This is a genomic window from Pseudomonas sp., assembly GCF_049645325.1.
GTDB lineage: Bacteria > Pseudomonadota > Gammaproteobacteria > Pseudomonadales > Pseudomonadaceae > Aquipseudomonas.
Genome location: NZ_JBARTQ010000112.1, coordinates 30,980 through 52,914, shown reverse-complemented (window position 1 = coordinate 52,914; position 21,935 = coordinate 30,980). Strand labels below are relative to the sequence as shown.

Below are 21,935 nucleotides of genomic sequence, written 5' to 3'. Positions count from 1 at the left end.
AACGTGCTGTAGCCACCCGATGCGGTGGTGCAAACCATGGGGTTTGCGAGATTTTCTGGCTGCTCCCGTCGGAGGGGCCAAACAAGCAGGTGACCAAGCTGGGGAACGCTGATGGCTTACTCATATACTGAGAAAAAACGTATCCGCAAGGACTTTAGCAAGTTGCCGGACGTCATGGATGTCCCGTACCTTCTGGCTATCCAGCTGGATTCGTATCGTGAATTCTTGCAAGCGGGAGCGACTAAAGATCAGTTCCGCGACGTGGGCCTGCATGCGGCCTTCAAATCCGTTTTCCCGATCATCAGCTACTCCGGCAATGCTGCGCTGGAGTACGTGGGTTATCGCCTGGGCGAACCGGCATTTGATGTCAAAGAATGCGTGTTGCGCGGTGTTACGTACGCCGTACCTTTGCGGGTAAAAGTCCGTCTGATCATTTTCGACAAAGAATCGTCGAACAAAGCGATCAAGGACATCAAAGAGCAAGAAGTCTACATGGGCGAAATCCCACTGATGACTGAAAACGGTACTTTCGTTATCAACGGTACCGAGCGCGTTATCGTTTCCCAGCTGCACCGTTCCCCGGGCGTGTTCTTCGACCACGACCGCGGCAAGACGCACAGCTCCGGTAAGCTCCTGTACTCCGCGCGGATCATTCCGTACCGCGGCTCGTGGTTGGACTTCGAGTTCGACCCGAAAGACTGCGTGTTCGTGCGTATCGACCGTCGTCGCAAGCTGCCTGCCTCGGTACTGCTGCGCGCGCTCGGCTATACCACTGAGCAAGTGCTGGACGCTTTCTACACCACCAACGTATTCAGCCTGAAGGATGAAACCCTCAGCCTGGAGCTGATTGCTCCGCGTCTGCGTGGTGAAATTGCTGTCCTGGACATCCAGGATGAAAATGGCAAGGTCATCGTTGAAGCGGGCCGCCGTATTACTGCGCGCCACATCAACCAGATCGAAAAAGCCGGTATCAAGTCGCTGGACGTGCCTCTGGACTACGTCCTGGGCCGCACCACCGCCAAGGTCATCGTTCACCCGGCCACTGGCGAAATCCTGGCTGAGTGCAACACCGAGCTGAACACCGAGATCCTGGCAAAAATCGCCAAGGCCCAGGTTGTTCGCATCGAGACCCTGTACACCAACGACATCGACTGCGGTCCGTTCGTCTCCGACACACTGAAGATCGACTCCACCAGCAACCAATTGGAAGCGCTGGTCGAGATCTATCGGATGATGCGTCCTGGCGAGCCGCCAACCAAAGACGCTGCCGAGACCCTGTTCAACAACCTGTTCTTCAGCCCTGAGCGCTATGACCTGTCTGCGGTCGGCCGGATGAAGTTCAACCGTCGTATCGGTCGTACCGAGATCGAAGGTTCGGGCGTGTTGTGCAAAGAAGACATCGTCGCGGTTCTGAAGACTCTGGTCGACATCCGTAACGGTAAAGGCATCGTCGATGACATCGACCACCTGGGTAACCGTCGTGTTCGCTGCGTAGGCGAGATGGCCGAGAACCAGTTCCGCGTTGGCCTGGTACGTGTTGAACGTGCGGTCAAAGAGCGTCTGTCGATGGCAGAAAGCGAAGGCCTGATGCCGCAAGACCTGATCAATGCCAAGCCAGTGGCTGCGGCGGTGAAAGAGTTCTTCGGTTCCAGCCAGCTTTCCCAGTTCATGGACCAGAACAACCCGCTGTCCGAGATCACCCACAAGCGTCGTGTGTCTGCACTCGGCCCTGGCGGTTTGACTCGTGAGCGTGCTGGCTTTGAAGTTCGTGACGTACACCCGACGCACTACGGTCGTGTTTGCCCGATCGAAACGCCGGAAGGTCCGAACATCGGCCTGATCAACTCCCTGGCCGCTTATGCGCGCACCAACCAGTATGGTTTCCTCGAGAGCCCGTACCGTGTGGTGAAAGACGCTTTGGTCACCGACGAGATCGTGTTCCTGTCCGCCATCGAAGAAGCTGATCACGTGATCGCTCAGGCTTCGGCCACGATGAACGACAAGAAAATGCTGATCGACGAACTGGTAGCTGTTCGTCACTTGAACGAGTTCACCGTCAAGGCGCCGGAAGACGTCACCTTGATGGACGTATCGCCGAAGCAGGTAGTTTCGGTTGCAGCGTCGCTGATCCCGTTCCTGGAACACGATGACGCCAACCGTGCGTTGATGGGTTCCAACATGCAGCGTCAAGCTGTACCCACCCTGCGCGCTGACAAGCCGCTGGTAGGTACCGGCATGGAGCGTAACGTAGCCCGTGACTCCGGCGTTTGCGTCGTGGCTCGTCGTGGCGGCGTGATCGATTCCGTTGATGCCAGCCGTATCGTGGTTCGTGTTGCCGATGACGAAGTTGAAACTGGCGAAGCCGGTGTCGACATCTACAACCTGACCAAATACACCCGCTCCAACCAGAACACCTGCATCAACCAGCGTCCGCTGGTGCGTAAAGGTGATCGGGTACAGCGCAGCGACATCATGGCTGACGGCCCGTCCACCGACATGGGTGAGCTGGCGCTGGGTCAGAACATGCGCATCGCGTTCATGGCCTGGAACGGTTACAACTTCGAAGACTCCATCTGCCTGTCGGAACGAGTTGTTCAAGAAGATCGCTTCACCACGATCCACATTCAGGAACTGACCTGTGTGGCACGTGACACCAAGCTTGGGCCAGAGGAAATCACTGCAGACATCCCGAACGTGGGTGAAGCTGCACTGAACAAGCTGGACGAAGCCGGTATCGTTTACGTAGGTGCTGAAGTTGGCGCAGGCGACATTCTGGTCGGTAAGGTCACTCCGAAAGGCGAGACCCAACTGACTCCGGAAGAGAAGCTGTTGCGTGCCATCTTCGGTGAAAAAGCCAGCGACGTTAAAGACACCTCCCTGCGTGTGCCAACCGGCACCAAAGGTACTGTCATCGACGTACAGGTCTTCACCCGTGACGGCGTTGAGCGTGATGCTCGTGCACTGTCCATCGAGAAGACTCAACTCGACGAGATCCGCAAGGACCTGAACGAAGAGTTCCGTATCGTTGAAGGCGCGACCTTCGAACGTCTGCGTTCCGCTCTGGTAGGCCGCAAGGCTGAAGGCGGCGCAGGTCTGAAGAAGGGTCAGGACATCACCGACGAAATCCTCGACGGTCTTGAGCACGGCCAGTGGTTCAAACTGCGCATGGCTGAAGATGCTCTGAACGAGCAGCTCGAGAAGGCTCAGGCCTACATCGTTGATCGCCGCCGTCTGCTGGACGACAAGTTCGAAGACAAGAAGCGCAAACTGCAGCAGGGCGATGACCTGGCTCCAGGCGTGCTGAAAATCGTCAAGGTTTACCTGGCAATCCGTCGCCGCATCCAGCCGGGCGACAAGATGGCCGGTCGTCACGGTAACAAAGGTGTGGTCTCCGTGATCATGCCGGTTGAAGACATGCCGCACGATGCCAATGGCACCCCGGTCGACGTCGTCCTCAACCCGTTGGGCGTACCTTCGCGTATGAACGTTGGTCAGATCCTTGAAACCCACCTGGGCCTCGCGGCCAAAGGTCTGGGCGAGAAGATCAACCGCATGATCGAAGAGCAGCGCAAGGTTGCTGACCTGCGCAAGTTCCTGCACGAGATCTACAACGAGATCGGCGGTCGCAACGAAGAGCTGGACACCTTCACCGACCAGGAAATCCTGGATCTGGCGAAGAACCTGCGCGGCGGCGTTCCAATGGCTACCCCGGTGTTCGACGGTGCCAAGGAAAGCGAAATCAAGGCCATGCTGAAACTGGCAGACCTGCCGGAAAGCGGCCAGATGCAGCTGTTCGACGGCCGTACCGGCAACAAGTTTGAGCGCCCGGTTACTGTTGGCTACATGTACATGCTGAAGCTGAACCACTTGGTAGACGATAAGATGCACGCTCGTTCTACCGGTTCGTATAGCCTGGTTACCCAGCAGCCGCTGGGTGGTAAGGCTCAGTTCGGTGGTCAGCGTTTCGGGGAGATGGAGGTCTGGGCACTGGAAGCATACGGTGCTGCATACACTCTGCAAGAAATGCTCACAGTGAAGTCGGACGATGTGAACGGCCGGACCAAGATGTACAAAAACATCGTGGACGGCGATCACCGTATGGAGCCGGGCATGCCCGAGTCCTTCAACGTGTTGATCAAAGAAATTCGTTCCCTCGGCATCGATATCGATCTGGAAACCGAATAACACGTGACGCGAATCGAGAGCGGGGTTGTTTAGCCCGCTCTCTGCTCCGCCAGGAGGAAAGGCCTTGAAAGACCTACTGAATTTGCTGAAAAACCAGGGTCAAGTCGAAGAGTTCGACGCCATCCGTATTGGGTTGGCATCGCCTGAGATGATCCGTTCGTGGTCGTTCGGTGAAGTTAAAAAGCCGGAAACCATCAACTACCGTACGTTCAAACCTGAGCGTGACGGCCTGTTCTGCGCCAAGATCTTTGGCCCGGTAAAGGATTACGAGTGCCTGTGCGGTAAGTACAAGCGCTTGAAGCACCGTGGTGTGATCTGCGAGAAGTGCGGCGTTGAAGTTGCACTGGCCAAGGTTCGTCGTGAGCGCATGGCGCACATCGAACTGGCTTCGCCGGTTGCCCACATCTGGTTCCTGAAATCGCTGCCGTCCCGTATCGGCTTGCTGATGGACATGACCCTGCGTGATATCGAACGTGTTCTCTACTTCGAGAGCTATGTCGTTATCGATCCAGGCATGACCACCCTTGAAAAAGGTCAGTTGCTGAACGACGAGCAGTACTTCGAAGCGCTGGAAGAGTTCGGCGACGATTTCGATGCCCGCATGGGTGCCGAAGCTGTCCGTGAACTGCTGCACGCTATCGACCTGGAACACGAGATTGGCCGTCTGCGTGAAGAAATTCCGCAAACCAACTCCGAAACCAAGATCAAGAAACTGTCCAAGCGTCTGAAGTTGATGGAAGCCTTCCAGGGTTCCGGCAACTTGCCAGAGTGGATGGTACTGACCGTTCTGCCGGTTCTGCCGCCAGACCTGCGTCCGCTGGTACCGTTGGATGGCGGTCGCTTCGCGACTTCCGACCTCAACGACCTGTACCGTCGCGTGATCAACCGTAACAACCGCTTGAAGCGCCTGCTTGATCTGTCCGCTCCGGACATCATCGTGCGCAACGAAAAGCGTATGTTGCAAGAAGCTGTCGATGCCTTGCTCGACAACGGTCGTCGTGGCCGCGCTATCACCGGTTCGAACAAGCGTCCTCTGAAATCCTTGGCTGACATGATCAAGGGTAAGCAAGGTCGTTTCCGTCAGAACTTGCTCGGTAAGCGTGTTGACTACTCCGGTCGTTCGGTAATTACCGTAGGCCCGACCCTGCGTCTGCACCAGTGCGGTCTGCCTAAGAAGATGGCTCTGGAACTGTTCAAGCCGTTCATCTTCGGCAAGCTGGAAATGCGCGGTCTCGCGACCACCATCAAAGCGGCCAAGAAAATGGTCGAGCGCGAACTGCCAGAGGTTTGGGACGTTCTCGCTGAAGTGATTCGCGAACACCCGGTTCTCCTCAACCGTGCACCGACCCTTCACCGTCTGGGTATCCAGGCGTTTGAACCGGTACTGATCGAAGGTAAGGCTATCCAGCTGCACCCTCTGGTCTGTGCTGCGTACAACGCCGACTTCGACGGCGACCAAATGGCCGTGCACGTACCGCTGACACTGGAAGCCCAGTTGGAAGCGCGTGCGTTGATGATGTCGACTAACAACATCCTGTCGCCAGCCAACGGTGAGCCAATCATCGTTCCGTCGCAGGACGTTGTATTGGGTCTGTACTACATGACGCGTGAAGCGATCAATGCCAAGGGCGAAGGTCGTGTGTTCGCGGATCTGCAGGAAGTTGACCGTGTGTTCCGTGCCGGCGAAGCCGCACTGCACGCCAAGGTCAAAGTGCGGATCCACGAAACCGTCAACGACCGTGACGGCGGCAGCGTGAGCAACGTTCGTATTGTCGACACCACTGTCGGCCGTGCGCTGTTGTATCAGGTTGTGCCAAAAGGTCTGTCGTACGACGTCGTCAACCTGCCAATGAAGAAAAAGGCGATCTCCAAGCTGATCAACCAGTGCTACCGCGTGGTTGGTTTGAAAGAGACCGTGATCTTCGCTGACCAGTTGATGTACACCGGTTTTGCCTATTCGACCATTTCCGGCGTTTCCATCGGTGTTAACGACTTCGTTATCCCGGATGAAAAAGCTCGCATCATCGCGTCTGCGACCGATGAAGTGAAAGAGATCGAGAGCCAGTACGCCTCCGGCCTGGTAACCCAGGGCGAGAAGTACAACAAGGTGATCGACCTTTGGTCGAAGGCTAACGACGAAGTTTCCAAGGCGATGATGGCCAACCTCTCGAAAGAGAAAGTCATCGACCGTCATGGTGTCGAAGTTGACCAGGAATCCTTCAACTCGATGTACATGATGGCCGACTCGGGCGCACGGGGTTCTGCTGCGCAGATCCGTCAGCTCGCCGGTATGCGTGGCCTGATGGCCAAGCCGGACGGCTCCATCATCGAAACGCCGATTACTGCGAACTTCCGTGAAGGTTTGAGCGTACTTCAGTACTTCATCTCTACTCACGGTGCTCGTAAAGGTCTGGCGGATACCGCGTTGAAAACCGCTAACTCCGGTTACCTGACTCGTCGTCTGGTAGACGTTGCGCAAGACTTGGTTGTGACTGAAGTTGACTGCGGGACCGAACACGGTCTGCTGATGACTCCGCACATCGAAGGCGGCGACGTTGTAGAGCCGTTGGGTGAGCGCGTACTGGGCCGAGTAATCGCCCGTGACGTATTCAAGCCAGGTACCGAGGAAATTATCGTTCCTGCCGGCACCCTGGTAGACGAGAAGTGGGTCGAGTTCATCGAACTCAACAGCATCGACGAAGTGATTGTTCGCTCGCCGATCAGCTGTGAAACCCGCTATGGCATTTGCGCCAAGTGCTACGGCCGTGACTTGGCTCGTGGTCACCAGGTGAACATCGGTGAAGCTGTCGGCGTAATCGCTGCACAGTCCATCGGTGAGCCGGGTACCCAGCTGACCATGCGTACGTTCCACATCGGTGGTGCGGCAAGCCGGACCTCCGCTGCAGACAGCGTTCAGGTGAAGAACGGCGGTACCGTCCGTCTGCACAACCTGAAGCACGTTGAGCGAGTGGATGGTTGCCTGGTTGCTGTGTCCCGTTCCGGTGAGCTGGCAATCGCTGATGACTACGGTCGTGAGCGCGAGCGTTACAAGCTGCCGTACGGTGCTGTGATTTCGGTTAAAGAGGGTGACAAGGTCGACGCTGGCGCAATCGTGGCCAAGTGGGATCCGCACACTCACCCAATCGTTACCGAAATGAAAGGTACCGTGACCTACGTGGGCATGGAAGAAGGCATCACGATCAAGCGTCAGACTGACGAATTGACCGGTATGACCAACATTGAAGTACTCGACGCGAAAGATCGTCCAGCTGCCGGCAAAGACATCCGTCCTGCCGTGAAGATGGTCGATGACAACGGCAAGGACTTGTTGCTGCCAGGCACTGACGTTATCGCTCAGTACTTCCTGCCAGCCAACGCCCTGGTCGGTGTGGCGGATGGTGCGAAGATCGCGATCGGTGATGTTATCGCGCGTATCCCGCAAGAAACTTCGAAGACCCGTGACATCACCGGTGGTCTGCCGCGTGTTGCCGACTTGTTCGAAGCTCGTCGTCCGAAAGAAGCGTCGATTCTGGCTGAAGTCAGCGGCACCATCGCGTTCGGTAAAGAGACCAAAGGCAAGCGCCGTCTGGTCATTACCCCGAACGACGGTAGCGATCCGTACGAAGAGCTGATTCCGAAGTGGCGTCACCTGAACGTCTTCGAAGGCGAACAGGTAAACCGCGGCGAAGTTATCTCCGACGGCCCGAGCGATCCACACGACATCCTGCGTCTGCTGGGTGTGAGTGCGCTGGCCAAGTACATCGTTAACGAGATCCAGGACGTTTATCGTCTGCAAGGCGTGAAGATCAACGACAAGCACATCGAGACCATCCTGCGTCAGATGCTGCGTAAAGTTGAAATCGCTGAATCCGGCGATTCGAGTTTCATCAAGGGCGACCAGATGGAACTGACTCACGTACTGGTAGAAAACGAGCGTCTGGCTGGCGACGAGAAATTCGTTTCCAAGTTCACTCGTGTGTTGCTGGGTATCACCAAGGCGTCGTTGTCCACTGAGTCGTTCATCTCGGCGGCCTCCTTCCAGGAGACCACTCGTGTACTGACCGAAGCAGCGGTAACCGGCAAGCGCGATTACCTGCGCGGCCTGAAAGAAAACGTGGTTGTGGGTCGTCTGATCCCGGCGGGTACCGGTTTGGCTTACCACAGCGAGCGTAAGCGTCGCCGTGAGGCTGACAAGCCGCTGCGCGTAAGCGCCAGTGAAGTGGAAGCTGCACTGACCGAAGCGCTGAACTCAAGCGGTAACTGAGTTCTGCGATAAATGAGTCCGGGCCCTGGCAGCCCCATTCGTCGGATCGAGGCAATTTTGCCCCGCTTCGATGAGAGGGGAGGTCGGGGCCTTGCCTTGACTGGGGGCAAGATCCTCTTTAGACTCTTGTACCCCTAAATTTGGCGGGAATTCGTTCCTGCCATTTTGCTTTTCTTGCAAGACAATAGCGTCGCAAGACAACAGTGGAGCTAGTAGATGGCAACTATCAACCAGCTGGTACGTCAGCCGCGTAAGCGTATCGTCGAGAAATCCGACGTACCTGCGCTGCAGAACTGCCCGCAACGTCGTGGCGTATGCACTCGTGTGTATACCACCACGCCGAAAAAACCTAACTCGGCACTGCGTAAAGTATGCCGTGTGCGTCTGACCAACGGTTTCGAGGTTTCCTCGTACATCGGCGGTGAAGGCCACAACCTGCAAGAGCACAGCGTGGTACTGATCCGCGGCGGTCGTGTAAAAGACTTGCCAGGTGTTCGTTACCACACCGTACGCGGCTCCTTGGATACTTCCGGCGTTAAAGGTCGTAACCAGGGTCGTTCGAAGTACGGTACCAAGAAGCCTAAGTAGTAGCGGCTTTTTGTAAAACTGAATCATCTTATTTTCTGAGTCGATAAGAGTAAGGTCGGAGGCGTCCCGAAAGGGCACCGATTCCGAACGAACCTGAAGACCGTTTGAGGGCTTATCCATGCCAAGAAGACGCGTAGCAGCCAAGCGCGAAGTGCTTGACGATCCAAAATACGGAAGCCAAATCCTGGCCAAGTTCATGAACCACGTAATGGAAAGCGGCAAGAAAGCCGTTGCCGAGCGTATCGTTTATGGCGCGCTGGAAAAGGTTAAAGAACGCAAGAACAGCGACCCCCTGGAAATCTTCGAGAAAGCTCTCGACGCCATCGCTCCGCTGGTCGAAGTGAAGTCGCGCCGTGTAGGCGGTGCTACTTACCAGGTTCCGGTTGAAGTTCGCCCGTCCCGTCGTAACGCCCTGGCAATGCGCTGGTTGGTAGACTTCGCCCGTAAGCGCGGCGAGAAGTCTATGGCCCTGCGTTTGGCTGGCGAACTGTTGGACGCTGCTGAAGGTAAAGGTGCTGCTGTTAAGAAGCGTGAAGACGTGCACCGTATGGCTGAAGCTAACAAAGCTTTCTCGCACTACCGCTTCTAATTTTAGCTTCACTAATTTTGCGAGGGCTTTATGGCTCGTACTACTCCGATTAGCCGCTACCGTAACATCGGTATCGTCGCTCACGTGGATGCTGGTAAAACCACCACCACCGAGCGCGTACTGTTTTACACCGGCAAAAGTCACAAGATGGGCGAGGTGCATGACGGCGCCGCGACCACAGACTGGATGGTTCAGGAGCAGGAGCGTGGTATTACCATTACTTCTGCTGCTATCACCGCCTTCTGGAAAGGTTCCGAGAAGCAGTACAAGGATGAGCACCGCTTCAACGTAATCGATACCCCGGGCCACGTAGACTTCACCATTGAAGTTGAGCGTTCCCTGCGCGTACTCGACGGCGCTGTCGTTGTGTTCTGCGGCACCTCGGGTGTTGAGCCTCAGTCGGAAACCGTATGGCGTCAAGCCAACAAATACGGCGTTCCACGTCTTGTTTACGTGAACAAGATGGACCGTGCTGGTGCCAACTTCCTGCGCGTGATCGGTCAGATCAAGCAGCGTCTGGGTCACACTCCGGTGCCAATCCAGTTGGCTATCGGTTCCGAAGACAACTTCCAGGGCCAGATCGATCTGGTGACCATGGAAGCTGTTTACTGGAACGATGCTGACAAAGGTATGGTTCCTGTTCGTAAGCCTATCCCTGCTGAACTGCAGGAACTGGCTGACGAGTGGCGCAACAACATGGTTGAAGCTGCGGCTGAAGCCAACGAAGAGCTGATGAACAAGTACCTCGAAGGTGAAGAACTCACCAACGTGGAAATCAAGGCCGCTCTGCGTCAGCGTACTATCGCTGGTGAGATCGTCTTGGCTGTTTGCGGTTCGTCGTTCAAGAACAAGGGCGTTCCCCTGGTTCTCGATGCTGTGATCGACTACCTGCCTGCGCCGGTTGATATTCCTGCCATCAAGGGTACTGACCCGGATGACGAGACTATCGAGCTGGAGCGTCATGCAGACGACGCAGAACCGTTCTCCGCTCTGGCATTTAAAATTGCCACTGACCCATTCGTGGGTACCTTGACCTTCGTCCGTGTTTATTCGGGCGTGTTGAACTCCGGCGACGGCGTGATCAACTCGGTTAAAGGCAAGAAAGAGCGCGTGGGCCGTATGGTGCAAATGCACGCAAACGCCCGCGAAGAGATCAAGGAAGTACGCGCTGGTGACATCGCGGCCTTGATCGGCATGAAGGACGTCACCACTGGTGAAACCTTGTGCAACGCTGACAAGCCAATCATCCTGGTTCGCATGGACTTCCCGGAGCCGGTTATTTCGGTTGCCGTAGAGCCTAAGACCAAGGATGACCAGGAAAAAATGGGTATCGCTCTGGGCAAACTTGCTCAGGAAGATCCATCTTTCCGCGTCAAAACTGATGAAGAGACTGGTCAAACGATCATCTCCGGCATGGGCGAGCTTCACCTGGACATCCTGGTTGACCGGATGCGCCGTGAGTTCAACGTCGAAGCCAACATCGGTAAGCCTCAGGTTTCCTATCGTGAGCGCATCACGAAGAACTGTGAAATCGAAGGCAAATTCGTTCGTCAATCCGGCGGTCGTGGCCAGTTCGGCCATTGCTGGATCCGTTTTGCTCCTGCTGATGAAGGTCAGGAAGGTCTGCAATTCGTGAACGAAGTAGTGGGCGGTGTTGTTCCTAAGGAATACATCCCGGCTATCCAGAAGGGTATCGAAGAGCAGATGAAGAACGGTGTTGTTGCCGGCTATCCGCTCATCGGCCTGAAGGCGACCGTTTTTGACGGTTCTTACCATGACGTCGACTCCAACGAGATGGCGTTTAAGGTGGCTGCTTCCATGGCTACCAAGCAACTGGCCCAGAAGGGCGGTGGTGAGTTGCTTGAGCCAATCATGGCAGTAGAAGTCGTTACGCCTGAAGACTACATGGGTGACGTGATGGGCGACCTTAACCGTCGTCGCGGCATGATCTTGGGTATGGAAGATACGGTTTCCGGCAAAGTGATTCGTGCCGAGGTTCCGTTGGGCGAGATGTTCGGTTATGCGACCGACGTTCGTTCCATGTCTCAGGGTCGCGCAAGCTACTCTATGGAATTCAAAAAATACAACACAGCTCCGGCGCACATCGCTGAAACTGTATCCAAAAAACAAGGCTGATTCAGTCCTTTAGGCAAGGAGTTAATTGTCGTGGCTAAAGAAAAATTTGATCGTTCCCTACCGCACGTCAACGTTGGCACCATCGGTCACGTTGACCACGGTAAAACTACGCTGACTGCTGCTCTGACTCGTGTTTGCTCCGAAATTTTCGGTTCGGCTATCGTTGACTTCGACAAAATCGACAGCGCGCCAGAAGAAAAAGCTCGTGGTATCACCATCAACACCGCTCACGTTGAATACAACTCGCTGATCCGTCACTACGCTCACGTTGACTGCCCAGGTCACGCTGACTATGTGAAGAACATGATCACCGGTGCTGCCCAGATGGACGGCGCGATCCTGGTTTGCTCGGCCGCTGATGGTCCGATGCCACAAACCCGTGAGCACATCCTGCTGTCCCGCCAAGTTGGCGTTCCGTACATCGTGGTTTACCTGAACAAGGCTGACCTGGTAGACGACGCTGAGCTGCTGGAACTGGTTGAGATGGAAGTTCGTGACCTGCTGTCGACTTACGACTTCCCAGGCGACGACACTCCGATCATCATCGGTTCTGCTCGTATGGCTCTGGAAGGCAAAGACGATAACGAAATGGGCACCACGTCCGTTCGTAAACTGGTTGAGACTCTGGACAGCTACATCCCAGATCCAGTTCGTGTTATCGACAAGCCGTTCCTGATGCCAATCGAAGACGTATTCTCGATCTCCGGTCGCGGTACTGTTGTGACTGGTCGTATCGAGCGCGGTATCGTTAAGGTTCAAGATCCACTGGAAATCGTTGGTCTGCGTGACACTACCGTCACCACCTGCACCGGTGTTGAAATGTTCCGTAAACTGCTCGACGAAGGTCGTGCGGGCGAGAACTGCGGCGTTCTGCTGCGTGGTACCAAGCGTGACGACGTTGAGCGTGGCCAGGTTCTGGTTAAGCCGGGTTCGGTTAAGCCGCACACCAAGTTCGAAGCTGAAGTGTACGTGCTGAGCAAAGAAGAAGGCGGTCGTCACACTCCGTTCTTCAAAGGCTACCGTCCACAGTTCTACTTCCGCACTACCGACGTTACTGGTAACTGCGAACTGCCGGAAGGCGTAGAAATGGTAATGCCAGGCGACAACATCAAAATGGTTGTCACCCTGATCAAAACCATCGCTATGGAAGACGGTCTGCGCTTCGCAATCCGTGAAGGCGGCCGTACCGTTGGTGCTGGCGTTGTAGCTAAAATCATCGAGTAATTATCTCTTCTGAGATAGCCTCGATGTTTTGAGAAGGCCTCCGCTTAGCGGGGGCCTTTTTTATTGGGTTGACACCCATCTGGGGCGTCTATAGAATTGCGCCTCCTTTTAACGGGCGTATTGCGCTCGCTGGGAATAGCAGCCGGAGTCTGAAATCCAATGCAAAATCAGCAAATCCGTATCAGGTTGAAGGCTTTTGACCATCGCCTGATCGACCAATCCACCCAGGAAATCGTGGAAACCGCGAAACGTACTGGTGCTCAAGTGCGTGGTCCAATTCCACTGCCTACCCGTAAAGAGCGGTTCACCGTTCTGGTCTCCCCGCACGTCAACAAAGACGCGCGTGACCAGTACGAGATCCGTACTCATAAGCGCGTTCTGGACATCGTCCAGCCAACGGATAAAACCGTTGATGCACTTATGAAGCTTGATCTGGCGGCCGGTGTGGAAGTACAGATCAGCCTCGGCTAAGACTCGGGTCTTAGTCGTGTAACGCTCTGAAATGGGCGGCCATAGCGGGTGAAAGCCCCGTACACTCATGAGGTTTACAACATGACTATTGGTGTAGTCGGTCGTAAATGCGGTATGACCCGTATTTTCACCGAAGAAGGTGTCTCCATTCCGGTTACGGTCATTGAGATCGAACCGAATCGCGTCACCCAGTTTAAAACTGAAGAGACCGATGGCTATCGTGCAGTGCAAGTCACTGTCGGCGAGCGTCGTGCTTCGCGTGTGACTGCTGCTCAAGCAGGTCACTTCGCTAAAGCAAACGTTGCAGCGGGTCGCACTGTTATGGAGTTCCGTCTTGAAGATGGCGACTACCAGGCTGGCGATCTGATCAACGCTGAAATCTTCGCCGCTGGTCAACTGGTTGATGTAACCGGTCAGTCCAAGGGTAAAGGCTTTCAGGGTACGATCAAGCGTTGGAATTTCCGTGGTCAAGACAACACTCACGGTAACTCCGTTTCCCACCGCGTCCCGGGCTCTATTGGCCAGTGCCAGACTCCTGGTCGTGTATTCAAGGGCAAAAAAATGTCCGGTCATATGGGCGCTGAGCGCGTGACCGTGCAGTCCCTCGAAGTAGTGCGCGTCGACGCTGAACGCAATCTGTTGTTGGTCAAGGGTGCTGTTCCTGGCGCTACTGGCGGCAACCTGGTTGTACGTCCAGCGGCCAAGGCTCGCGGTTAAGGGGAAGCTGACATGCAATTAAATGTAAATGACGCTCAAGCGATCGAAGTTTCCGAACTGACGTTTGGCGGCGAGTTCAACGAGACGCTGGTTCACCAAGCAGTCGTGGCCTACATGGCCGGCGGCCGTCAAGGTAGCAAGCAGCAAAAGACCCGTTCCGACGTTCGTGGTGGCGGTAAGCGCCCTTGGCGTCAGAAAGGTACTGGCCGTGCTCGTGCCGGTACTATCCGTAGCCCAATCTGGCGCGGCGGCGGTACCACTTTCGCAGCTCGTCCACAGGATCACACCCAGAAGCTCAACAAGAAGATGTATCGCGCAGCACTGCGCTCCATCCTTGCTGAACTCGTGCGTACTGATCGTCTGGTCGTGGTTCAGGACTTCGCTGTTGAAGCACCGAAAACCAAAGATCTGTTGAACAAGCTGACCGGCATGGGCCTGACTGACGTCTTGATCGTGTCTGAAGCTGTTGATCAGAACCTGTACCTGGCTGCTCGCAACCTGCCACACGTTGATGTACGTGACGTGCAAGGTTCCGATCCAGTTAGTCTGATCGCATACGACAAGGTGTTGATCACCGTGTCGGCCGTGAAGAAATTCGAGGAGCTGCTGGGATGAACCAGGAACGCGTATTTAAAGTTCTGCTTGGCCCGCACGTTTCCGAAAAGGCTACGGTTCTGGCTGACAAGAAAGGCCAGTTCGTTTTCAAGGTTGCAACTGACGCAACCAAGCTGGAAATCAAGAAGGCCGTCGAAAGCCTGTTCAGCGTGAAAGTAGAGCGTGTTACTACCCTGAATGTTCTGGGTAAGAGCAAGCGCACTGCTCGCGGTCTGGGCAAGCGTAATGACTGGAAGAAGGCAGTTATCTCCCTTCAGCCAGGCCAAGATCTCGATTTCAGCAGCAGTGCTGAGTAAGGAAGGGGTGCATCATGGCAATCGTTAAATGCAAACCGACTTCCCCTGGCCGCCGTTTTGTGGTCAAGGTGGTCAACCAGGAGCTGCATAAAGGCGCTCCTCACGCACCGCTGCTCGAGAAAAAATCGAAGACTGGTGGTCGTAACAACAATGGTCGTATTACCACTCGTCACATCGGTGGTGGCCATAAGCAGCATTATCGTCTGGTCGATTTCCGTCGCAACGACAAAGATGGCATCAGTGCCACTGTCGAGCGTATCGAATACGATCCAAACCGTACTGCTCACATCGCTCTGCTGCTGTACGCAGATGGCGAGCGTCGCTACATCATCGCCCCTAAAGGCGTGAGTGCTGGCGACCAGCTGATCGCAGGTGCTCTGGCACCGATCAAGCCGGGCAACGCTCTGCAACTGCGTAACATTCCAGTTGGTAGCACCGTACACGGCATCGAATTGAAGCCAGGTAAAGGCGCGCAAATCGCTCGTTCCGCTGGTGCTTCGGCTCAGCTGATCGCTCGTGAAGGTGTCTACGTGACCCTGCGTCTGCGTTCTGGTGAGATGCGTAAAGTGCTGGCTGAATGCCGCGCGACCCTGGGTGAAGTCTCGAACTCCGAGCACAGCCTGCGTTCGCTGGGTAAAGCTGGTGCCAAACGCTGGCGTGGCGTTCGCCCAACCGTTCGTGGTGTTGCCATGAACCCGGTTGACCACCCACACGGTGGTGGTGAAGGTCGTACCTCTGGTGGTCGTCATCCGGTATCGCCATGGGGCTTCCCGACTAAGGGCGCGAAGACTCGTGGTAATAAGCGTACCGACAAAATGATCGTCCGTCGTCGCAAGTAAATAGAGGGATACGACAGTGCCACGTTCTCTGAAAAAAGGTCCTTTTATTGATCTTCACCTACTGAAGAAGATCGAAGTGGCGGCGGAAAAGAACGATCGCAAACCGGTGAAAACCTGGTCGCGTCGTTCGATGATCCTGCCACAAATGGTCGGTTTGACCATCGCTGTACACAACGGTCGCTTGCACGTCCCAGTTCTCGTGAACGAAGACATGGTCGGCCACAAACTAGGCGAGTTTGCCGGTACCCGCACTTATCGTGGGCACGTGGCAGACAAGAAAGCCAAGCGTTAAGGGGTTAGGAAATGGAAGTAGCCGCTAAGTTGTCGGGCGCTCGAATCTCCGCCCAGAAAGCCCGCTTGGTCGCCGACCAGATCCGCGGGAAGAAGGTGGGCGAAGCGCTCAACCTGTTGGCTTTCAGCAGTAAGAAAGCCGCCGAGATCATCAAGAAAGTGCTGGAGTCGGCCGTAGCCAACGCCGAGCATAACGAAGGCGCAGACGTTGATGACCTTAAAGTCAGCACCGTTTTCGTCAACGAAGGGCGTTCGCTGAAGCGCATCATGCCGCGTGCCAAAGGCCGTGCTGATCGCATCGTCAAGCGGTCTTGCCATATCACTGTCAAGGTTGCTGACAAGTAACGGAGTCGAAGAGATGGGTCAGAAAGTACATCCCATTGGCATTCGCCTGGGAATCGTCAAGGAGCACACCTCCGTCTGGTACGCAGACGGTCGGACTTATGCGGACTATTTGTTCGCTGATCTGAAGGTGCGTGAGTATCTCCAAGACAAACTAAAAAGCGCGTCCGTAAGCCGTATCGATATCCATCGTCCGGCGCAAACTGCACGTATCACCATCCACACCGCTCGTCCAGGTATCGTTATCGGGAAGAAAGGTGAAGATGTTGAGAAACTGCGTCAGGACCTGACCAAGCAAATGGGTGTGCCTGTGCACATCAATATCGAAGAGATCCGTAAGCCGGAGCTCGACGGTATGCTGGTTGCGCAGAGCGTAGCTCAGCAGCTGGAGCGTCGCGTAATGTTCCGTCGCGCTATGAAGCGCGCTGTACAGAACGCCATGCGCATTGGTGCCAAAGGCATCAAAATCCAAGTGAGCGGTCGTCTCGGCGGTGCTGAAATCGCACGTACTGAATGGTATCGCGAAGGTCGTGTGCCACTGCACACCCTGCGTGCCGACATCGACTATGCCAACTACGAAGCTCACACCACTTACGGTGTGATCGGTGTAAAGGTTTGGATCTTCAAAGGCGAAGTAATTGGTGGTCGCCAAGAAGAACTGAAACCACAAGCACCAGCGCCTCGTAAAAAAGCTGCTAAGTAAGGGGTACGCCAAATGTTGCAACCAAAGCGTACGAAGTTCCGCAAGCAGATGACAGGCCACAACCGTGGTCTGGCTCAGCGCGGTAGCAAAGTCAGCTTCGGCGAGTTCGCGCTGAAGTCTGTAGCTCGTGGTCGTCTCACCGCTCGTCAGATCGAGTCAGCGCGTCGTGCACTGACCCGTCACGTTAAACGTGGCGGCAAGATCTGGATCCGTGTATTCCCGGACAAGCCGATCTCCAAAAAGCCCCTCGAAGTTCGGATGGGTAAAGGTAAGGGTAACGTGGAATACTGGGTAGCCCAGATTCAGCCAGGCAAAGTCCTGTATGAAATCGAGGGTGTAACTGAAGAGCTGGCGCGTGAGGCTTTTGCCCTGGCTGCTGCAAAGCTGCCGCTCGCCACCGCCTTTGTTAAACGGACGGTGATGTGATGAAAGCGAATGAACTTCGTGAAAAATCCGCACAGCAGCTGAACGAGCAACTGCTCGGCTTGCTGCGCGACCAGTTCAATCTGCGTATGCAGAAAGCAACTGGCCAGTTGGGGCAGTCTCATCTGCTCTCGCAAGTTAAGCGTGACATTGCTCGCGTGAAGACTGTGCTCAACCAGCAGGCAGGTAAGTGATCATGGCTGAAGCCGAAAAGACTGTCCGTACGCTGACTGGCCGTGTTGTCAGCGACAAGATGGACAAAACCATCACCGTTTTGATCGAGCGTCGCGTTAAGCACCCGATCTACGGTAAATATGTTAAGCGTTCGACTAAGCTGCACGCGCACGACGAAACCAATCAGTGCCACATCGGCGACAAAGTCACTATTCGTGAAACTCGTCCGCTGGCCAAGACCAAGTCTTGGGCGCTGGTTGATGTTCTCGAACGCGCTGTGGAAGTCTAAGGACTAGGGGTCGGAGAAATTATATGATTCAGACTCAATCCATGCTCGATGTGGCCGATAACAGCGGCGCTCGCCGTGTTATGTGCATCAAGGTGCTGGGTGGCTCCCATCGTCGTTACGCTGGTATCGGTGACATCATCAAGGTTACCGTGAAGGAAGCAATTCCTCGCGGTAAAGTGAAAAAAGGCCAAGTGATGACTGCTGTTGTAGTCCGCACTCGTCACGGCGTACGTCGTGCTGATGGCTCCATTATCCGCTTTGATGGCAACGCTGCTGTTCTTCTGAACAACAAGCAAGAGCCGATCGGCACCCGTATCTTTGGGCCAGTGACCCGTGAACTTCGTACTGAGAAGTTCATGAAGATCGTCTCGCTCGCCCCAGAAGTGCTGTAAGGAGATCCGACATGCAAAAGATTCGTCGTGACGACGAGATCATCGTGATCGCCGGCAAAGACAAAGGTAAGCGCGGTAAGGTGCTTAAGGTTCTCGCAAATAACCGTCTGGTTATTGGTGGTCTGAACCTGGTTAAGCGTCATACCAAGCCTAACCCGATGTCGGGCGTACAAGGCGGTATCGTCGAAAAAGAAGCTCCACTGGACGCTTCTAACGTCGCCATTTTCAACGGCGAAACCAACAAGGCTGACCGCGTTGGTTTCAAAGTAGAAGATGGCAAGAAAATTCGTGTCTTCAAGTCGACCCAAAAAGCGGTTGATGCTTGAACACTGCTAGGTAGAAGACCATGGCACGACTAAAAGAGATTTACTGGAAAGAAATCGCACCGAAACTTAAGGAAGAACTTAAGCTTTCGAACGTGATGGAAGTTCCACGCGTTACCAAAATCACCCTGAACATGGGTCTGGGCGAAGCGGTCGGCGACAAAAAAGTCATCGAGCACGCTGTTGCTGACCTGGAAAAGATCACCGGTCAAAAAGTCGTTGTGACTTACGCTCGGAAATCCATCGCTGGCTTTAAAGTCCGTGAAGGTTGGCCGATCGGCGTCAAAGTGACTCTGCGCCGTGAGCGTATGTATGAATTCCTGGATCGTCTGCTGTCGATCTCCCTGCCTCGGGTTCGCGACTTCCGCGGCCTGAATGCCAAGTCCTTCGATGGTCGTGGTAACTACAGCATGGGCGTTAAAGAGCAGATCATCTTCCCGGAAATCGACTACGACAAGATCGATGCTCTCCGCGGTCTGGACATCACCCTGACCACCACTGCCAAGAACGATGATGAAGGCCGCGCTCTGCTGCGTGCGTTCAAATTCCCGTTCCGCAACTGATTGGAGTAGGACCATGGCCAAGATGAGCATGAAAAACCGCGAGCTGAAGCGTCAGCTCACGGTTGCCAAGTACGCCAAGAAGCGTGCAGCACTGAAAGCAATCATCGTTGATCTGAACGCAAGTCCAGAAGCACGTTGGGAAGCGACAGTTGCTCTGCAGAAGCAGCCACGTGACGCAAGCGCCTCGCGCATGCGTAACCGCTGCCGCCTGACCGGTCGTCCACACGGCGTTTACCGCAAGTTCGGCCTCGGCCGTAACAAACTGCGTGAAGCGGCAATGCGTGGTGACGTACCAGGTCTGGTTAAAGCCAGCTGGTAAGTACTTTCAGCGTCCCGGCGCTCAGGATCGCAAGATACTGACCGCCGGTGGCCTTGAATCTGGATCAAGCCCCTTTTGGGGCTTGTTTCATTTCTGGAGTATGTCTAAAATACGCGGCTCGCCTGAGCCCGTGTTTTTTATGCCCGGAGATTCTCGGCGACATATGTAGCCGCAAGGCTAATTTTTTTGTATTAGGAGCGTCTAGCCCATGAGTATGCAGGACCCGTTAGCGGACATGCTAACTCGTATCCGTAATGCCCAGATGGCTGAAAAGTCCGTCGTAAGCATGCCATCTTCCAAGTTGAAGGTAGCTGTTGCCAAAGTCCTGAAAGACGAAGGCTACATTGCGGGTTATCAGATCAGCAGCGAAATCAAACCACTGCTGTCCATCGAGCTGAAGTACTTCGAAGGCCGTTCGGTCATCGAAGAAGTGAAGCGCGTTAGCCGTCCAGGCCTGCGTCAGTACAAGTCCGCTGAAGATCTGCCGAAAGTTCGTGGCGGTCTGGGCGTGTCTATCGTCTCCACCAACAAAGGTGTGATGACGGATCGTGCTGCGCGCGCTGCCGGTGTCGGCGGCGAAGTTCTTTGCACTGTGTTCTAAGGGGGGATAAGCATGTCTCGCGTCGCTAAGAACCCCGTTAAGCTGCCAGCCGGTGTCGAAGTCAAATTCGCAGGCCAACAGCTTTCGGTGAAGGGTGCCAAGGGCACTCTTGAACTGAATATCCATTCGTCCGTTGAGATCGTTGAAGAAGCTGGTGAGCTGCGTTTCGCTGCTCGCAATGGCGATCAACAAACTCGCGCAATGGCAGGTACCACGCGTGCGTTGGTAAACAACATGGTCCAAGGCGTAAGCCAAGGCTTCGAGCGTAAGCTCCAGCTGGTCGGTGTTGGTTACAAAGCGCAAGCAAAAGGCACGGTTTTGAACCTGGCCCTTGGCTTCTCGCACCCAGTGGATTACGAACTGCCGGAAGGCATCACCGCTGAGACCCCTAGCCAAACCGATATCCTGATCAAGGGTATTGATAAGCAGCTGGTAGGTCAGGTGGCCGCTGAGATCCGCGACTTCCGTCCACCAGAGCCGTACAAAGGCAAAGGTGTGCGCTACGCGGACGAAGTCGTCCGTCGTAAAGAAGCCAAGAAGAAGTAGGGCATAGCAAATGACCGACAAAAAAGTTACTCGACTGCGTCGCGCTCGCAAAGCACGCCTGAAAATGCACGAACTCGAAGTCGTGCGTCTCTGCGTGTTCCGCTCGTCGCAGCACATCTACGCCCAGGTCATCTCGGCCGACGGCAACAAAGTCTTGGCAAGTGCCTCGACTTTGGATAAAGAACTGCGTGATGGTGCCACTGGCAACATCGACGCGGCCACAAAGGTTGGCCAGCTGGTCGCTACGCGTGCTAAGGCCGCTGGCGTCTCGCAAGTGGCTTTCGACCGCTCTGGCTTCAAGTACCACGGCCGCGTGAAAGCGCTGGCTGATGCTGCTCGTGAAGCTGGGCTGGAGTTCTAAGTTATGTCAAATAACGACCAAAAGCGCGACGAAGGCTACATTGAGAAGCTGGTTCAAGTTAACCGCGTAGCCAAAACCGTTAAAGGCGGCCGTATCTTCACTTTCACCGCGTTGACCGTGGTTGGTGATGGTAAAGGGCGCGTTGGCTTCGGCCGTGGCAAGTCACGTGAAGTGCCTGCTGCGATCCAGAAGGCAATGGAAGCTGCTCGTCGCAACATGATCCAAGTTGACCTGAACGGCACCACTCTGCAGTACGCAATGAAGTCCGCCCATGGCGCTTCGAAGGTGTACATGCAGCCTGCCTCTGAAGGTACCGGTATCATCGCTGGCGGCGCTATGCGTGCTGTCCTCGAAGTTGCTGGCGTTCAGAACGTTCTGGCCAAGTGCTACGGCTCGACTAACCCGGTAAACGTGGTTCACGCCACTTTCAAAGGTTTGAAAGCTATGCAATCTCCTGAGTCCATCGCTGCGAAGCGTGGTCTGACTGTCAAGGAGCTCTTCTGATCATGGCTACCGTTAAAGTAACGCTGATCAAAAGCATGACCGGCCGCATTCCTAACCACAAACTGTGTGTTAAAGGTTTGGGTCTGCGTCGCATCGGTCACACTGTAGAAGTCCAGGATACTCCCGAGAATCGCGGGATGATCAACAAGGCTTACTACATGCTGCGTGTAGAGGGTTAAT

At 55.1% G+C, this 21,935-nt stretch carries 26 protein-coding genes; all 26 read left to right on the top strand.

What is annotated here, in order from left to right:
- The first annotated feature begins 111 nt into the window (after positions 1-111).
- The 26 genes from rpoB to rpmD all read left to right on the top strand — a co-directional run bounded on the left by rpoB (position 112) and on the right by rpmD (position 21,934).
- Positions 112-4,185 (top strand): DNA-directed RNA polymerase subunit beta, encoded by a 4,074-nt coding sequence (gene rpoB / locus WBB95_RS04985; protein WP_424486554.1) that lies wholly within the window; start codon positions 112-114, stop codon positions 4,183-4,185.
- Positions 4,186-4,249: 64 nt separating this feature from the next.
- Entirely contained in the window at positions 4,250-8,449 is a 4,200-nt protein-coding gene (rpoC, locus tag WBB95_RS04980; protein ID WP_424486553.1) for a DNA-directed RNA polymerase subunit beta', read from the top strand.
- Between the two features lie 216 nt (positions 8,450-8,665).
- On the top strand, positions 8,666-9,037 hold the full coding sequence (gene rpsL / locus WBB95_RS04975; protein ID WP_002555494.1) for a 30S ribosomal protein S12: 372 nt from the start codon (positions 8,666-8,668) through the stop codon (positions 9,035-9,037).
- 118 nt (positions 9,038-9,155) lie between these two features.
- Complete coding sequence (gene rpsG / locus WBB95_RS04970) at positions 9,156-9,626, top strand: 30S ribosomal protein S7 (RefSeq protein ID WP_002555493.1); 471 nt, start codon at positions 9,156-9,158, stop codon at positions 9,624-9,626.
- 30 nt (positions 9,627-9,656) lie between these two features.
- Positions 9,657-11,762 carry an elongation factor G gene (fusA, locus tag WBB95_RS04965; RefSeq protein ID WP_322147855.1) on the top strand — a complete coding sequence of 702 codons (2,106 nt, stop codon included), beginning with the start codon at positions 9,657-9,659 and terminating at the stop codon, positions 11,760-11,762.
- 30 nt (positions 11,763-11,792) lie between these two features.
- Entirely contained in the window at positions 11,793-12,986 is a 1,194-nt protein-coding gene (gene tuf / locus WBB95_RS04960; RefSeq protein WP_247396021.1) for an elongation factor Tu, read from the top strand.
- Between the two features lie 159 nt (positions 12,987-13,145).
- Positions 13,146-13,457, top strand: coding sequence for a 30S ribosomal protein S10 (rpsJ, locus tag WBB95_RS04955; protein WP_003186070.1), 312 nt, complete (start codon positions 13,146-13,148; stop codon positions 13,455-13,457).
- 81 nt (positions 13,458-13,538) lie between these two features.
- The gene (gene rplC / locus WBB95_RS04950; RefSeq protein ID WP_003194649.1) at positions 13,539-14,174 is read left to right on the top strand and encodes a 50S ribosomal protein L3; all 636 of its coding nucleotides are present in this window, start codon (positions 13,539-13,541) and stop codon (positions 14,172-14,174) included.
- A 12-nt stretch (positions 14,175-14,186) separates the two neighbouring features.
- Positions 14,187-14,789, top strand: a complete 603-nt coding sequence (gene rplD / locus WBB95_RS04945; RefSeq protein ID WP_424486552.1) for a 50S ribosomal protein L4 — start codon at positions 14,187-14,189, stop codon at positions 14,787-14,789.
- Entirely contained in the window at positions 14,786-15,085 is a 300-nt protein-coding gene (gene rplW / locus WBB95_RS04940) for a 50S ribosomal protein L23 (RefSeq protein ID WP_002555488.1), read from the top strand. The genes rplD and rplW overlap by 4 nt, the downstream gene beginning before the upstream one ends.
- A 14-nt stretch (positions 15,086-15,099) precedes the next feature.
- Positions 15,100-15,924: a 50S ribosomal protein L2 gene (rplB, locus tag WBB95_RS04935; RefSeq protein ID WP_003176423.1), complete on the top strand. Its 825-nt coding sequence runs from the start codon at positions 15,100-15,102 to the stop codon at positions 15,922-15,924.
- 16 nt (positions 15,925-15,940) lie between these two features.
- Entirely contained in the window at positions 15,941-16,216 is a 276-nt protein-coding gene (gene rpsS / locus WBB95_RS04930; RefSeq protein WP_003232420.1) for a 30S ribosomal protein S19, read from the top strand.
- An 11-nt stretch (positions 16,217-16,227) separates the two neighbouring features.
- Positions 16,228-16,560, top strand: coding sequence for a 50S ribosomal protein L22 (gene rplV, locus WBB95_RS04925; protein ID WP_003210077.1), 333 nt, complete (start codon positions 16,228-16,230; stop codon positions 16,558-16,560).
- Positions 16,561-16,573: 13 nt separating this feature from the next.
- A complete protein-coding gene (rpsC, locus tag WBB95_RS04920; RefSeq protein WP_003176422.1) occupies positions 16,574-17,260 on the top strand; it encodes a 30S ribosomal protein S3 in 687 nt (228 codons plus the stop codon).
- Positions 17,261-17,272: 12 nt separating this feature from the next.
- Positions 17,273-17,686, top strand: coding sequence for a 50S ribosomal protein L16 (gene rplP, locus WBB95_RS04915; RefSeq protein ID WP_003232424.1), 414 nt, complete (start codon positions 17,273-17,275; stop codon positions 17,684-17,686).
- Entirely contained in the window at positions 17,686-17,877 is a 192-nt protein-coding gene (rpmC, locus tag WBB95_RS04910) for a 50S ribosomal protein L29 (protein ID WP_002555481.1), read from the top strand. Before rplP ends, rpmC begins: the two co-directional genes overlap by 1 nt.
- Positions 17,878-17,879: 2 nt before the next feature.
- Positions 17,880-18,146 (top strand): 30S ribosomal protein S17, encoded by a 267-nt coding sequence (rpsQ, locus tag WBB95_RS04905; protein WP_003176419.1) that lies wholly within the window; start codon positions 17,880-17,882, stop codon positions 18,144-18,146.
- A 23-nt stretch (positions 18,147-18,169) separates the two neighbouring features.
- Positions 18,170-18,538 (top strand): 50S ribosomal protein L14, encoded by a 369-nt coding sequence (gene rplN / locus WBB95_RS04900; protein ID WP_002555479.1) that lies wholly within the window; start codon positions 18,170-18,172, stop codon positions 18,536-18,538.
- An 11-nt stretch (positions 18,539-18,549) separates the two neighbouring features.
- The gene (gene rplX, locus WBB95_RS04895; protein WP_003176416.1) at positions 18,550-18,864 is read left to right on the top strand and encodes a 50S ribosomal protein L24; all 315 of its coding nucleotides are present in this window, start codon (positions 18,550-18,552) and stop codon (positions 18,862-18,864) included.
- A gap of 20 nt (positions 18,865-18,884) precedes the next feature.
- Complete coding sequence (rplE, locus tag WBB95_RS04890) at positions 18,885-19,424, top strand: 50S ribosomal protein L5 (protein WP_003176415.1); 540 nt, start codon at positions 18,885-18,887, stop codon at positions 19,422-19,424.
- A 13-nt stretch (positions 19,425-19,437) separates the two neighbouring features.
- Positions 19,438-19,743 carry a 30S ribosomal protein S14 gene (gene rpsN / locus WBB95_RS04885; RefSeq protein WP_003176414.1) on the top strand — a complete coding sequence of 102 codons (306 nt, stop codon included), beginning with the start codon at positions 19,438-19,440 and terminating at the stop codon, positions 19,741-19,743.
- Positions 19,744-19,951: 208 nt separating this feature from the next.
- Positions 19,952-20,344, top strand: a complete 393-nt coding sequence (gene rpsH / locus WBB95_RS04880) for a 30S ribosomal protein S8 (protein ID WP_003176413.1) — start codon at positions 19,952-19,954, stop codon at positions 20,342-20,344.
- A 12-nt stretch (positions 20,345-20,356) separates the two neighbouring features.
- Positions 20,357-20,890: a 50S ribosomal protein L6 gene (gene rplF / locus WBB95_RS04875; protein WP_003176412.1), complete on the top strand. Its 534-nt coding sequence runs from the start codon at positions 20,357-20,359 to the stop codon at positions 20,888-20,890.
- A gap of 10 nt (positions 20,891-20,900) precedes the next feature.
- A complete protein-coding gene (rplR, locus tag WBB95_RS04870) occupies positions 20,901-21,251 on the top strand; it encodes a 50S ribosomal protein L18 (protein ID WP_003186037.1) in 351 nt (116 codons plus the stop codon).
- 3 nt (positions 21,252-21,254) lie between these two features.
- Positions 21,255-21,755 (top strand): 30S ribosomal protein S5, encoded by a 501-nt coding sequence (rpsE, locus tag WBB95_RS04865; RefSeq protein ID WP_375064951.1) that lies wholly within the window; start codon positions 21,255-21,257, stop codon positions 21,753-21,755.
- 2 nt (positions 21,756-21,757) lie between these two features.
- Positions 21,758-21,934, top strand: a complete 177-nt coding sequence (gene rpmD, locus WBB95_RS04860; protein ID WP_003176408.1) for a 50S ribosomal protein L30 — start codon at positions 21,758-21,760, stop codon at positions 21,932-21,934.
- Position 21,935 lies beyond the last annotated feature (1 nt).

Coding starts and splice junctions, on each gene's coding strand:
- rpoB (WP_424486554.1), top strand. CDS start 112: ATGGCTTACTCATATACTGAGAAAAAACGTATCCGCAAGGACTTTAGC.
- rpsL (WP_002555494.1), top strand. CDS start 8,666: ATGGCAACTATCAACCAGCTGGTACGTCAGCCGCGTAAGCGTATCGTC.
- rpsG (WP_002555493.1), top strand. CDS start 9,156: ATGCCAAGAAGACGCGTAGCAGCCAAGCGCGAAGTGCTTGACGATCCA.
- fusA (WP_322147855.1), top strand. CDS start 9,657: ATGGCTCGTACTACTCCGATTAGCCGCTACCGTAACATCGGTATCGTC.
- rpsJ (WP_003186070.1), top strand. CDS start 13,146: ATGCAAAATCAGCAAATCCGTATCAGGTTGAAGGCTTTTGACCATCGC.
- rplC (WP_003194649.1), top strand. CDS start 13,539: ATGACTATTGGTGTAGTCGGTCGTAAATGCGGTATGACCCGTATTTTC.
- rplD (WP_424486552.1), top strand. CDS start 14,187: ATGCAATTAAATGTAAATGACGCTCAAGCGATCGAAGTTTCCGAACTG.
- rplW (WP_002555488.1), top strand. CDS start 14,786: ATGAACCAGGAACGCGTATTTAAAGTTCTGCTTGGCCCGCACGTTTCC.
- rplB (WP_003176423.1), top strand. CDS start 15,100: ATGGCAATCGTTAAATGCAAACCGACTTCCCCTGGCCGCCGTTTTGTG.
- rplV (WP_003210077.1), top strand. CDS start 16,228: ATGGAAGTAGCCGCTAAGTTGTCGGGCGCTCGAATCTCCGCCCAGAAA.
- rpsC (WP_003176422.1), top strand. CDS start 16,574: ATGGGTCAGAAAGTACATCCCATTGGCATTCGCCTGGGAATCGTCAAG.
- rplP (WP_003232424.1), top strand. CDS start 17,273: ATGTTGCAACCAAAGCGTACGAAGTTCCGCAAGCAGATGACAGGCCAC.
- rpmC (WP_002555481.1), top strand. CDS start 17,686: ATGAAAGCGAATGAACTTCGTGAAAAATCCGCACAGCAGCTGAACGAG.
- rpsQ (WP_003176419.1), top strand. CDS start 17,880: ATGGCTGAAGCCGAAAAGACTGTCCGTACGCTGACTGGCCGTGTTGTC.
- rplN (WP_002555479.1), top strand. CDS start 18,170: ATGATTCAGACTCAATCCATGCTCGATGTGGCCGATAACAGCGGCGCT.
- rplX (WP_003176416.1), top strand. CDS start 18,550: ATGCAAAAGATTCGTCGTGACGACGAGATCATCGTGATCGCCGGCAAA.
- rplE (WP_003176415.1), top strand. CDS start 18,885: ATGGCACGACTAAAAGAGATTTACTGGAAAGAAATCGCACCGAAACTT.
- rpsN (WP_003176414.1), top strand. CDS start 19,438: ATGGCCAAGATGAGCATGAAAAACCGCGAGCTGAAGCGTCAGCTCACG.
- rpsH (WP_003176413.1), top strand. CDS start 19,952: ATGAGTATGCAGGACCCGTTAGCGGACATGCTAACTCGTATCCGTAAT.
- rplF (WP_003176412.1), top strand. CDS start 20,357: ATGTCTCGCGTCGCTAAGAACCCCGTTAAGCTGCCAGCCGGTGTCGAA.
- rplR (WP_003186037.1), top strand. CDS start 20,901: ATGACCGACAAAAAAGTTACTCGACTGCGTCGCGCTCGCAAAGCACGC.
- rpsE (WP_375064951.1), top strand. CDS start 21,255: ATGTCAAATAACGACCAAAAGCGCGACGAAGGCTACATTGAGAAGCTG.
- rpmD (WP_003176408.1), top strand. CDS start 21,758: ATGGCTACCGTTAAAGTAACGCTGATCAAAAGCATGACCGGCCGCATT.